11 protein-coding genes are annotated in these 13,182 nt (G+C 35.5%); 5 read left to right on the top strand and 6 right to left on the bottom strand.

Annotated elements, in window-relative coordinates:
* From ACYT6F_RS16295 to ACYT6F_RS16320, 6 genes are read right to left on the bottom strand one after another with little or no spacing between them, the layout of a single operon-like run.
* On the bottom strand, positions 1-1,119 hold the full coding sequence (locus tag ACYT6F_RS16295; protein ID WP_472598681.1) for a polysaccharide pyruvyl transferase family protein: 1,119 nt from the start codon (positions 1,117-1,119) through the stop codon (positions 1-3).
* Positions 1,116-2,549 (bottom strand): lipopolysaccharide biosynthesis protein, encoded by a 1,434-nt coding sequence (locus tag ACYT6F_RS16300; protein WP_472598682.1) that lies wholly within the window; start codon positions 2,547-2,549, stop codon positions 1,116-1,118. Before ACYT6F_RS16300 ends, ACYT6F_RS16295 begins: the two co-directional genes overlap by 4 nt.
* Before the next feature lie 49 nt (positions 2,550-2,598).
* Positions 2,599-3,891 (bottom strand): nucleotide sugar dehydrogenase, encoded by a 1,293-nt coding sequence (locus ACYT6F_RS16305; protein WP_472598683.1) that lies wholly within the window; start codon positions 3,889-3,891, stop codon positions 2,599-2,601.
* Between the two features lie 19 nt (positions 3,892-3,910).
* Positions 3,911-4,879, bottom strand: coding sequence for an SDR family oxidoreductase (locus ACYT6F_RS16310; protein WP_472598684.1), 969 nt, complete (start codon positions 4,877-4,879; stop codon positions 3,911-3,913).
* Positions 4,880-4,881: 2 nt separating this feature from the next.
* Positions 4,882-7,221 (bottom strand): GumC family protein, encoded by a 2,340-nt coding sequence (locus ACYT6F_RS16315; RefSeq protein WP_472598685.1) that lies wholly within the window; start codon positions 7,219-7,221, stop codon positions 4,882-4,884.
* 9 nt (positions 7,222-7,230) lie between these two features.
* A complete protein-coding gene (locus ACYT6F_RS16320) occupies positions 7,231-7,938 on the bottom strand; it encodes a polysaccharide biosynthesis/export family protein (RefSeq protein ID WP_472598686.1) in 708 nt (235 codons plus the stop codon).
* A gap of 1,212 nt (positions 7,939-9,150) precedes the next feature.
* On the opposite strand from ACYT6F_RS16320, the gene ACYT6F_RS16325 reads away from it, so the two are divergent.
* The 5 genes from ACYT6F_RS16325 (at position 9,151) to ACYT6F_RS16345 (ending at position 13,182) form a co-directional block, all read left to right on the top strand.
* The gene (locus tag ACYT6F_RS16325) at positions 9,151-9,981 is read left to right on the top strand and encodes a helix-turn-helix domain-containing protein (protein WP_472598687.1); all 831 of its coding nucleotides are present in this window, start codon (positions 9,151-9,153) and stop codon (positions 9,979-9,981) included.
* 53 nt (positions 9,982-10,034) lie between these two features.
* Positions 10,035-10,454, top strand: coding sequence for a hypothetical protein (locus tag ACYT6F_RS16330; RefSeq protein ID WP_472598688.1), 420 nt, complete (start codon positions 10,035-10,037; stop codon positions 10,452-10,454).
* Between the two features lie 292 nt (positions 10,455-10,746).
* Positions 10,747-11,268, top strand: a complete 522-nt coding sequence (locus tag ACYT6F_RS16335) for a hypothetical protein (RefSeq protein WP_472598689.1) — start codon at positions 10,747-10,749, stop codon at positions 11,266-11,268.
* Positions 11,269-11,351: 83 nt separating this feature from the next.
* Positions 11,352-12,164, top strand: a complete 813-nt coding sequence (locus ACYT6F_RS16340) for a fimbrial biogenesis chaperone (protein ID WP_472598690.1) — start codon at positions 11,352-11,354, stop codon at positions 12,162-12,164.
* The gene (locus ACYT6F_RS16345) at positions 12,157-13,182 is read left to right on the top strand and encodes a hypothetical protein (protein ID WP_472598691.1); all 1,026 of its coding nucleotides are present in this window, start codon (positions 12,157-12,159) and stop codon (positions 13,180-13,182) included. Before ACYT6F_RS16340 ends, ACYT6F_RS16345 begins: the two co-directional genes overlap by 8 nt.

The raw sequence follows: 13,182 nt of genomic DNA on the forward strand, positions 1-13,182 counted from the left end.
CTATATATTAATTGCTGTGAAATTTAATTTTGCCTGATCAATTTTTTCTTTTAAAAACAATGGCTTAGAATATAGATTTCTGTCTGAAAGCCAATTTAAAATTACATCTGCTTTCTCTTTCACTTCAAATTCTGCATCAAAGATGCGGCCTTGTTCGTTCTGGCCTATATCCATTAGAAAATCTGTGCATTTTTCATGATACTCGACCAGCATAAACGGAGTATTACCAAAACAGGCAAAAATACCTGCATGTAATCTGGTAGCAATTACGGCATCGCATGCATTGATGTCTTTCCATATAGCCTGGGTATCTCTATTATAATCCACAATTTCAAAATTTTCAGGCTGCGCTTTATTAATGACGTCTTGAGTTAGTTTCTTATCTCCGTTATTTATATTTCCATTGATAACGTAGAACTTAAACAATATATCCTCTTTTTTATCTAAAAATTTAATGAGATTAATAATCTGCTCATTTCGTCTTATCTCATTTTCCACATTCCTTCCTTTATGAACGGATTCGTACGGGCAGACACTTATTCCAACGATCTTTTGAGAATTATCTGAAGATCGGTTTTCCTGATAACCATATATTTCAGGTAACAAAGCAGCCAGGTCAAAGGCATTAACAGGTTGGTATGGCAGACCTCCGATTGAATTTACGTAGTCATAGGATCTTTTATCACGTACGGCGATAAAATCAATTTCTTTAAGATATTGCTGAACAGCCTGCTCATCTTCGCTTGTTTTAAAAGGGCCCACTGATACTCCAATAGCTCCTATTTTAATCTTCCTACCTGCTTTTTTTAAATTTACAGCATACTGTTTAACATTATTTGAGGACAATTTACTATGAATAGTAGATCCTCCTGCAGAGATCAAACAACGTGTATTATTCAGCAATAATTTTTTTTGTAAATCGTACGTCTTAGGAATTTCCAGAGGATATCCCGTTGTGTTCACGATAGTTTTTGGCAGTTTAGATTTTAATCCAAGGAATCTATTTTTCTTCTTATTCCAAATGGTATCAGCACCCCAAGAGGCAACTTCGACAAAGGCATCATCCCCGGTGTTGAGCTGTCCATAATATCCTGTAAATAAAATATCTGTATATATCATTTTTTTAGAACCACTTTTAAGTCGTTAATTAATGCTTTATTGAATACCAGCAGAAATGGTAAATAAATCGCCATATAACATAATATGTCTACAATTATGATGAGAAAATTATTATATTGTTTAAACCACAATTCATTCAGCCAAAAAACTAAAGCGAACGGAACTATAGAAATAAGAATAATACCAAGACTGTGAACTATTTGCTGATTGACATTATAGCTGATAAACCGACCACTAAAATAACCATTGAGGTAAGCAAAAAAAACATTCGTAATGCACAATGACCAAACAATTGCATTGATACCAAAGGGAATGCAGATTACTAAAGAGATTACTCCTATTATTTTTTTAATGATTTCTACCCGTAAAAACATATCGCTTCTGCCTTTTACTTTTAAAATATTCAAGTTATAAGTTCCTAATGGTAAAAATATAGAGGCTATGCATAAAATCTGAAAATAGGGAACAGATGGCAGCCATTTTTCGCCAAACACAATGAGAAATAAAGGTTTAGCAATTAATATCAGAATAACCATTAAAACCGATGAAAATGACAAAACCAAGCGTGTTGACGCAATGTAAGCCCTCTTAAGTTTATCCTGATCATTTTTTATGCTTGCAAATAGCGGAAAAGTGACTTTATTTAAAACAGCGGAAAGCTGATTAACAGGAAATAATCTCAAACTGTCTGCCTGGGTAAAATATCCGACACTGGTTGTAGAGAATTTTTTACCAATAATGATCCTATACAAATTCAGATAAACTGTATTGAGCACACCTGATAACGTAAGCTTATATCCAAAATCAAAGTGATATTTAAATATGGATTTATCAAATATCATCTTAGGTTTCCATCGGTAAAAGAACCATAAAAACAAAGAAAAACAAACTGCCTGAGAAATATTTAGCCCAACAAGGCTCCATACTCCAAAGCCATAATAGGCCATAAGTATCCCTGTCAAAGCACCTATAATTACCGACGGCAGTTGATAGGTGAATTGAGACTTGAAATTTAATTCTTTTGTGAACTTAGCCAGCTGTACAACATTAAATGAAGAAATAATGAACACTAATGCATACATTCTAAGAAGGTCTGTCAATATTTCCTGTTTATAAAACTCCGCAACAAAGGGTGCTATTATATAAGCAATGCCGTATAATATTACACTTACTCCAAGATTGGTAAGAAAAACAGTACCATAATCATTTTCTGTATTTTTATCATTCCTAATCAGAGAAGAAGTCATCCCACTGTCACTTAAGCTCTGCCCAAGAGCTACAAAAACCGCAATCATGGCTATAAGTCCAAAATCGGATGGCTGTAATAACCGGGCCAAAATAATCTGAACTCCGAAGTTAATGAACTGTATACTGAACTGCTGTATAAAAGTCCAGAAAACTCCCTGCTTTGCTTGTTTTATTAAACTCATGTAAAAGATTTAAAGGGAAAATAAAAATTACAATCCCCTTTTATACTACTTATAACCTGGAATCACACTCTTCTAAAATCCCCTTTACATCATACACTACCCCATCCTCCTTCAGATAATCTTTAAGGTTAAGATTCATAAATTCCTTATGGGCAACCGTAAGAATGACCGCATCAAATTTCTTATCAGGAATTTCATTAACGACTGTAAGGCCATATTCATGAACTACTTCTTCAGGATTTGCCCACGGATCAAAGGTAGTAACCTGTAACTGATAATCTTCGAGTCCGCAGATTACATCTACTGCTTTGGTGTTTCTTACATCCGGACAGTTTTCTTTAAAGGTGATTCCCAGGTTCAGAACTTCTGCTCCGTTGATGTTGATGTTCTTTTTAATCATACATTTCACCAACTCAGAAGCCACATATTGTCCCATAGAATCATTCAAACGACGTCCGGCCAGTATGATTTCAGGGTGATATCCGTTCTCCTGGGCTTTCTGAGCTAGATAATAAGGGTCTACACCAATGCAGTGACCTCCCACAAGCCCCGGTTTGAAAGGTAAAAAGTTCCATTTTGTGCCTGCTGCTTTTAATACTTCATGGGTATCGATTTCAAGAAGATTAAAGATCTTTGCCAGTTCGTTAACGAAAGCAATATTGATATCTCTTTGTGAATTTTCAATAACTTTAGCAGCTTCAGCAATCTTGATGGTAGGAGCCAAATGGGTACCCGCTACAATGACAGATTGGTATAAATTATTTACAATTTCTCCGATTTCCGGTGTAGAACCGGAGGTTACTTTTAGAATTTTTTCTACCGTATGCTCTTTATCTCCAGGGTTGATACGTTCCGGAGAATATCCTGCGAAGAAATCTTCATTGAACTTCATACCCGAAACTCTTTCCAGCACAGGAATACATTCTTCTTCAGTAGCACCAGGATAAACGGTAGACTCATAGATTACAATATCCCCTTTAGACAATACCTTCCCTACTGTTTCCGAAGATTTATAAAGTGGGGTAAGATCCGGACGGTTGTGCTTATCTACAGGTGTTGGTACAGTTACCACGTATATATTTGCATCTTTAATATCCTGAATATCGGCGGAAGCAAAAAATCCTTTTCCATTTTCTTTGGCAAAAGGGCTTTCATTCACCAAAACAGATTGTAACACTTCAGCCTCAACTTCCAGTGTACTGTCGTTGCCTGCTCTCAATTCTTCAATTCTATTCTGATTAATATCAAATCCTACAACAGGGTATTTAGTTGCAAATAAACGGGCCAATGGTAATCCTACGTACCCGAGACCAATAACAGCAATTTTATATTGTTTTTCCATAAAAATTCTTTTCAATAGTTTATTTTAAATTTCCCCAATACCATTTGATGGCTTCTTTCAGACCATTTTCAATAGTATGGCTAGGATTATATCCTAAAAGGTTCTTAGCTTTATCAATGGATGCAAGTGAATGCGGAATGTCTCCTACCCGGTTCGGCCCGTGTACGATTTCAACATCAGCAATTTTTTCGTCGTATTCACTTAAATATTTTTTAATATAATTTACGAGATCATTTAATGTTGTACGGTCTCCTACTGCAGTATTATAAACGGTATTGATGGCTTCAGGACTGTCGGTAAGCATGGCCAGTTCGTTCATCTGGATCACATTATCGATGTACGTAAAGTCTCTGGAATAATCTCCGGTTCCATTAATTTTCGGTGACTGGTGATTCATCAGCTGCTTTACAAATAACGGAATTACCGCTGCGTAAGTGCCGTTTGGATCCTGTCTGCGCCCGAATACGTTAAAATATCTGAGGCCTATGCATTCAATACCGTATGTTTTGGAAAAAACATCAGCATACAGCTCATTAACATATTTGGTGATGGCGTACGGAGATAGAGGCTTTCCAATTACTTCTTCCACTTTTGGAAGTGATGCAGAGTCGCCGTACGTAGAAGATGAAGCAGCATAAACGAAACGTTTAACTTTTGCATCCCTCGCTGCAACGAGCATGTTCAGAAAACCCGAAACATTGACTTCATTGCTGGTAATGGGATCATTGATTGATCTCGGAACAGATCCTAATGCTGCCTGATGCAGTACATAGTCTACATTTTCCAATGCAGTTCTGCAGACTTCAAGATCGCAGATGCTTCCTTCAATCAGTTTATAATCCGTATTATTTAAAAAAGGCTCAATATTATGGCGATGCCCGGTTGAAAAATTATCCAGACAGACTACCTGATAGCCTTTATTTAAAAAATATTCTGTAAGGTTGGAGCCTATGAACCCTGCTCCCCCCGTAATTAAAATTTTACCCATTTTTATGATTTAAAAATTTTATTCCACCAACTTTTCTTATTCTCTTTATTGTTATAGCCGTATCCATAGCCATAATTGTAACCGTATCCATACCCTCTTGCTTTCTTAGACACATCGTTTACCACAAAAGAAACATTCTTTAACTTGGATTCTTTAACCAAATCCTGAGCGAAATCAATAAGTACATTTCGCGAAACGCCTGATCTCACAACATACAATGTTGCATCTGCAACATCTGCAATACTCAACGTATCTGAAACCAACAGAAGCGGCGCCGAGTCAATGATTATATACGCATATTGCGAGGCCATCTGAGCAATCAGCTTCTGATACCTTCCATTGGAAAGAAGTTCCTGAGGATTCGGAGGAATCGTCCCGGCATATATTACATCACAGTAAGGATTGGTATATGATGTATGGATAAGATCTTCCACATGTACCGCTTCATCGTATAAAAATTCCGTAAGACCTTTTCTTTTGACAGGTTCGCTGTCATATCTCTGGATCTGGGGATTCCGTATATCAGAACCTATAAGAAGCGATTTTCCGTTTTTATTGGCAATTGTCAAAGCAAGATTTACAGACACCAGGGTTTTCCCTTCTCCTTTTATGGAAGAAGTTACCATAATTATTTTAGCCGAATCTTTTTTAGGTAAGACAAATTTAAGGTTAGAAACAAGGACTCTGAATGATTCTGCGAGTTCGGAAAAATCATTTTTCTGCACAAGATGATTTTCATCTTCATTTAGCGAAGGTATATCCACCAAAACGCCAAGCCCTGAACGCTCTTTTATATCATCCCTGTTATAAATTTTATCATCAATTATAAATAATATATAGAAAACAGCCAATGGAAGAAGTAATCCAACAAGCAATGCTCCCATAAGGATAATATTTCTTTTTGGAGAAACCGGAATATCATCCGTAAACGCAGGATTAACAATCTTAGCTTTAGGAACATCTACAGATAAATTGATGGCATTTTCTTCCCTCTTTTGCAAAAGGAATAAGAAAAGCTGTTCTTTAAGATTCTGCTGACGCTCAATACCTCTATAAACTTTTGACTGTCCCGGAACTTTTTCTATAACATTATTGCTTGTTGTAATCTGGTTTTGAAGCTGTGAAATGGTCGCCCTTACAGCATCCTTCTGCTCGCGGATATTATCACGGATAATGTCTTTTAAAGAGGCAATTTCCCTGTTCATTTCGATAACCGCAGGGTTTTCGCTGGTAGCCTGCTTCAGCGTTTTATTTCTGCTGATAAGCATTTGGTTGTATTGACCAATGGATTGCTCCAATGAAGGACTGAGTCCAAGATTTGAAGGCATCAGTTGATTATTGCCTTTTGCAGCTTCAGAGGTAAGCGAATTTAAAAGATCAAGCTGAGCCTGCTGCTGAAGAAGTGCTTTTGTATTTTCACTGGTGTTTTGTAAAGCAAGTTCTGCCTGTGCCTGAAGATCTACAATACGGTTGCGGTTCTGAAAATCTTCTTTTTGATTTTCAACACCCGAAAGATCTCGGGTAATAACCTCAAGTCTTTTATCAATGAATTTTTGGGTATTTTCAGCCTGAAGGTTTTTATCTCTTTGCCCATCTAGGTTATACTGACGGCTCACTTCGTCAAGGATACTTTCTGATTTTTCAGGAATCGTTCCTACCAGACTGATGTCCATCAAAAGAGCTTTTTCATCCGGTAAGTCTATCTGAATAGTTTTTTCAAGCTTTTTTACCTTTTCTATAGGATTCCAGAAAATTATCTTGTATTCGGGTTTAACGGCAAACTGTCGGTTTCTGTGCAATACAACGGTTCCGAAGTTAAGGTTTAACGGTACTTCAAATTTTCCTGTAAATTTACCATATTTCTCACTTACAAGAGTAAATTCATCTCCTTTAATCCTTGTTATTTTATATTCTGAAGATACAAATTCATCATTGAATCTGATAATTTCTCCTGTGATTGGCACTTTATTATAAAGTTGTGAATCTTTGATTTCTCCTGTATTGAAATACTCTACATTAAGGTTAAGGTTTTTTACAACCTGCATCAATATCGGTCGTGAAGTCACAACTGCCGCTTCACTTTTAAGCTCGTCCGAATTCCCCAAGCCTATTCCCAGATTATCAAGATCGGATAATGCTGAAGTAAGGTTATTTTCTTTTTTATCAAATTTGAGGGTGGTCCTAGTCTGATATTTTGGGACACTGTATCGAAGATAAATATAAGCACTTATGAGACAAATTAAAACAGACGCCACAAACCATGGCCATTTTTGTAGGTACTTGGAGATAATTTTTCGTAGATCGATTTTTTCCTCTTTTTCTTGAAATTCTAACTGCTGCATATTTTACATTTATCTTGTTAAAGCGATAACCAGAGTAGCCGCTGCTATTACTGAACCAATTACCTGGAAAGTAAGAGCTCTGTTAGGATTAGAATTGGCCTGAATCTGCTTATTTTTATCAGGCTGTACATACAATATGTCGTTCTGTTTCATATAATAATAGGGTGAACTTACGATATCTGATCGTGTAAGGTCAAGATTAACAACTTCATCATTACCATCATCTTTTGTACGGATTAGTTTTACGTTGGTGCGGTCTCCGAAATCAGTCATATCACTTGCTAAACCAAGCGCCTGGAAAACGTTGATTTTTTGGGAAACGCTCGTTTTCTGCCCCGGTTCTTTAACCTCCCCCAAAACACTTACATTAAAGTTTTTGAGAGTAATAGTAACCAAAGGATCGGTGAGGTATCGTTTAAGACGGGCTTCGATATCTTGCTTCAGCTGTATCTGCGTCATCCCTTTTGTAAATATCGTTCCCAATACAGGAAAATTAATGTAACCCTCTTCATTTACCAGATATTCACTTGGCTGTACATATTGGTTGATGCCTGTATTGTTTTCGCTTCCTACCTTATTTGCGGTATTAAGATTAAATGGCTTTACCGCAGCTTCGTCCAGTGCTGACACCAGAATGAGAAGGACGTCTCCTTCCTGAATGCGTAATCCCTCATATTTTGCTTTGGCAACCTCTTCGTCCATATTGTTTTTGGACATATAGACCATATTCTGTTTAGGCTTGCACGATAGTAAAGTTATTGATATCAATAATAGATAAGTAATGATATTTCTGTTCATAGTTATTCACCCTGGTAAGAACGCCTCTGATTGGAAAAAGGCCACTCACTTTTTTTTAATGTTATATTATAAATCCTTTATCATACTATGTATGATTTTTTTTAATGCTTTCCTATAGCAAATTTTCTGCCGAAATGGTATGATCTGAAAAATAATACACCGTTAAAACAGGAATATTCAGATTATCAGCATAATTAAATATTGTTATATTTTTATAAATAATAATAAAACCATTATTAATATTTTATTTACAAATTTTTTGCATCAATTATATGCTTTGTTGTTATTCGTGACTGGCAAAAAATCAACAATCCACACAGGTGCTTCCGGAAAGTATTATACGAATATGACAAGCAACAAAAACGAAGATCCAGCAAAGAAAGAGGCTTATATAACCTCTGTCATAAAAACATATATCAACGGCTACTGTTCTTCCATTTTTAGAATACAAAGATGAAAACAGTACTGAAGAAATAACAGCCATTGCGATACTTCGCCGTTCAGGCCAATGCCCTAACCCCCTGAGATTAAAGACATTCTTGCTTTGAGAAAGAGCTATTACAGTGTCATACACTATTTTCATTTTAATATAATACGATTTCAGCACGCCAAAGATAATAAATTATGTATACATTATTGTGATTTAATTATCCATCCGCCGGAGATTATTGCTCCGGAGATCTATAATTAACTTTAGTGTAATGAAAACTGTCATCAACGAAACATTCCTGTAATGTACGGTATTATGCGACTTTAAGATAAAAACGTCAATCATAATTAACTATGATATGGTTTTACTTAATTACAAAATTAAAAATATGCGTAGAATCATATTTCAATAATTTTTAAATATTGATATTAGTACTGTTGATTATCAGCTATTTTGATATTGTGAAAGAATTTTGCACGATTAACCTTAAATGATGGTAAGGTATTTGTAATTATATGTACATTTTAAAAGTTCTATTTCAATTTCTTAATAATAGTAATTTTCTTATTACAGATTATTTTTAATGTAAAAATTACGATAAAATTTTATAATAATTATAGAATTATGTCTAATATAATATTATCAATATAATCTTAGTAAAAAATTATCTTAGCCCATTATTAAGTCTATTAGAATATAATATGTATATTATTACAGATCAGCTAAAAGAAAACGGTTTTAGTGTTAATCGTTTGGATCAGATTATAAAGAGAAATAACAATAAGAGACAGTTTAATACCCTGGAATATTTTTGCATCTATATTATTATGGAAAATATAAATCTCATAGTAGAAAATACTTCATATAATATAACCTCCGGAAACATTGTTTTTCTCGGACCGCAAAAAAGCATGGAATTCGGAAAAGCGAAGGGCCAAGATATTTTCATTGTTTCATTTTCTTCGAGTTTTTACGAAAGATCTATTAAGGACAGCCTGTTTTTAAACTCCCAGCTTTTTTTTAATTATAACTCTGATATTTTCATTGCTCCTTTTACTAATGTAGAAGAAATGCGCGTGGTTTTTATGGATAGAATGGAAAGTTTCCGCAATAAGGATAAAAGCCTTTATCTTTCTGCTGCTCACAACGCAATAGAAAGATTAATTCTTGACGCCTTTCTTCATATTCCCACGGAAGAGGTAAAAAAGGACATAAAATTTGATTATCTTTATTGTGTAAACAAATTTAAAGTCGTTTTACAGCGGGATTATAAGATGGCGAAAAAGGTATCCCATTATGCAAGCGAGCTTAATGTCACCCCAAGAAAACTTACTGAAATGACCGAGTACGTCCTGGGAAAAAGTGCCAAACACGTTATCATTGAGAAACTTGTAACCGAATCCAAAAAAATGCTCAGCTATACCAATTACACGATTTCTCAGATCGCATATGAGCTCGGATTCAGTGATGAAGGCAACTTCACAAACTTTTTTAAAAAACACACACAAAAAAATCCTTCAGAAATGAGATAATTAAAAAATATTTGTATATTTGATTAAGTAACCACAGGGTGATAAATCAGGAAATGTATACCAAATATTTTTTTATTGTAGTTTTTCTTCTTGCTTTCACTTTGTTCCGGGCACAAAATGACGGAACTACAATAAATGTGCGTCTATACCCGGTTCAGATGCTGGCGATTGCTCCTGCAGGTACAGAATCTGTCAAGACAAAAAGTAATCAGGAATCAAGCTTTGTTGTGATTTCAAGTCCATCAGGATTCGAAATAAAAATGCAGCAGAATGTATACAATAAGTCTGCCGATATCAAAAATGGGGATCACGGGCAGCTTTCCGGGGAAAAAGATAAAGCATACAACCTTATTAATTATGAAAAAGGTGTTGTTGAAAAAATATTTGAAATTAATCATCACGTTAAAGACGATAAAAAATATGCTTCATCCGCGGACAATAATTATTATATATTAACCTTGATGTCCAATTAGAAGAAAATAATTAACAAAGAAAATTTTTTTATATAATTAAACATTTATTAATTTTCCACATATAATTAATTAATAATTATTTAACGATAATTAATTAGCATTTGTGGAGTTATTTCCCTTTTCATAAATAATTTTTATTGACAATTCAATAAAAGCATTCTTCCGTATTGCTTATTCTCAGCTACAAAATTTACAAAAAATTCGTAATTTTTCACAATAACTCTAATTTTTTAAGTCTATACTTTTGCACCATAAATTTTTGAATTAATATTAAAAAACAATAATCGTATTTATGAAAAAGTGTATTCTTGCTTCTGTTGCTTTATTAGGGTTCATAACAATCGGAGCACAAAACGTTACGTTAAACGTAAGACTAAAACCAATCCAGACTTTGGTAGTTAACAATTCTCAGAAAATCGTAAACTTAGACTACGTTACGAAAGATGATTATGCAAACGGAGTTTCTTCCCTTAATGCAGATCATTTAACCATCTTCAGTACAGGAGGATTCCAGGTAAAAGTGAAAAGCGCTAACGCTGCTTTACAAAATGGTGGTAAAAACATCCAGGCAAATACCATCCAGCTTAAAGCAAGCGCAGGTACAGATGCTGTAAACGGAGCACAATATGCACAAGGTACTACCCTTTCTGCAAACGAAACAACTTTGGTAACGTCTACAGTAGGAGGTGTAAACAAGAAAATCAGCATCGAATATAAAGGTGCAGGAGCAAATGCTTACATCGATAACTATATTGCAGGACAGGATCCTACAGTATATACAACTGAACTTACCTACACTATTATTGCACAATAATAAGTATTGTAGATCTATTTGTAAAAAATAAAAGTGCTACAAGAAATTGTGGCATTTTTTATGCTGTTTTAGTCTTAAATTTAATGATGAACAAGACCAACAAAATACATCGTATTTTTATTTTCATTCTAATTTTGCTTTTTTCTCTGGATTACGCGCAAACAGGGGTTTCTGTATCTCCTCCAAGATTATATTTCGAGTCTACTGCAGGAAACAGCAATACGCAGAAAATCACCATAACCAATGTGAGTACCAAAAACACACTGGATCTTGCTGTGAGCCTGGGAGATTGGGAATACAATGAAAAAGGCGAAAATATAATGTATGCTGCCAATACGCTTAAAAACTCCTGTGCAGGATGGATCAGTGTGAAAAAAGAAGACAACTATTTTTCGCTGGCTCCTGGAGAAAGAAAGGATATAGACGTTACCATTACAGTTCCCAACAAGGCTTCAGATACTTTAGCAGCACATACTGCTGTTCTGTATGTAAGCCAGATGAATCCGGTCGATGATGTTGATAGTAAGGGAGCAAAAATTAAGGTAAGCATTCGCTCAGGAATTAAGGTCTTTCATAAAATCCCTTCTGCGAAGACCAAAAAAATGGAAATCCAGAATCTTACTTTTGAGAAACCCAAAAAGCAGCTTAATCTGTTTTTTGAAAACCAGGGAAATATATGGACAGACGGCAAAGTTTACACAGATTTTGTAAATATAGAAGACGGCAAGAAGGTTTCTATGGATCCCATTATATTTTATACCATGCCCGGTAATAAAAGAGAAATGGACATCTCACTTCCTGCAGATCTTCCGAAAGGAAAATATACAGCCTCTGTAATGATTGATTACGGAGATAATAATCTTGAACTCGGAGAGTTAAATTTTGTGTATGATTAAAATAATCTCAGTCGTACTGCTGTTATTAGGTCAGTACTGCTATTCACAAATCTCATATTATTCATGGGTAAACAGTTACCTTCAGATAAACTCGTACGAAGGAAACACGAATCCCGACGCCTATACCGCGATGATGAGCGGAAACGGCAACTTTAATGTTCCTTTATGGCGTCTTTCTGCAAGACTGAAGCAGCCGATAAAATCTACCGACGGTAATTATACCATCCCCGGCAACAAAATATCACTGCATCCTGTGGCTTCTTCAGGACAGGCAGAACCAGGTCCTGTACCCGGTATTCCGCAAATCGGGATGCCGCTTAATGTAATTCTGCAGGAAGGCCAGGAAGTTTTTTTGGTCCCAAGCTCTAATGCCCCACTGTACAATTCGCCATCACAGCCAAACGGATATTACAATTTACAGATAAAATTCAGCCTTACCGTAATGGGTGGCGCTTATCTGGGAAGCTATCCTGCATGGATGAAATTTTATGCACCGGTAGAATTTACCATGTATGATCAGTACAATAATGTAATCGGTAAAATGAGTCATAATTTTGAGATTCAGATCGGTACTCTTTCCGGTATCCCTCCTGTTGATATTCCGGAGATGTCGCTTACTTTTGCGCCAAATGCCCAGAATGCATTACTGGAATTCAAAAGTATGGACGATTATACCAACGGAGTAAGTGTAACGTACAACAATGCATTAATGGTAAAAAGCAATACCAATTATCAGATTAAACTCAAATCGCTGCAGTCTCAGTTTACTTCGTCTTATGGAAATACCATCCCGATTGATGCCGTAAAGATGGCGCTTTCTTCCGCAACGGCGAATACCAATGTATATCCCATATCACTCAGCGCATTACCGCAGCTTATTGCAAAGGGAAATGCCACCCAGGGAAATACGGTTTATTATGATGTGAAATATTCCACCACCCATAATGATGAAATCTTCATCAGTGCAAAATCAGATGATTATACCGCGACTCTTCAGTACGAGATAACACCTCAATAA

This window comes from Chryseobacterium sp. NG-CE01 (assembly GCF_055695505.1).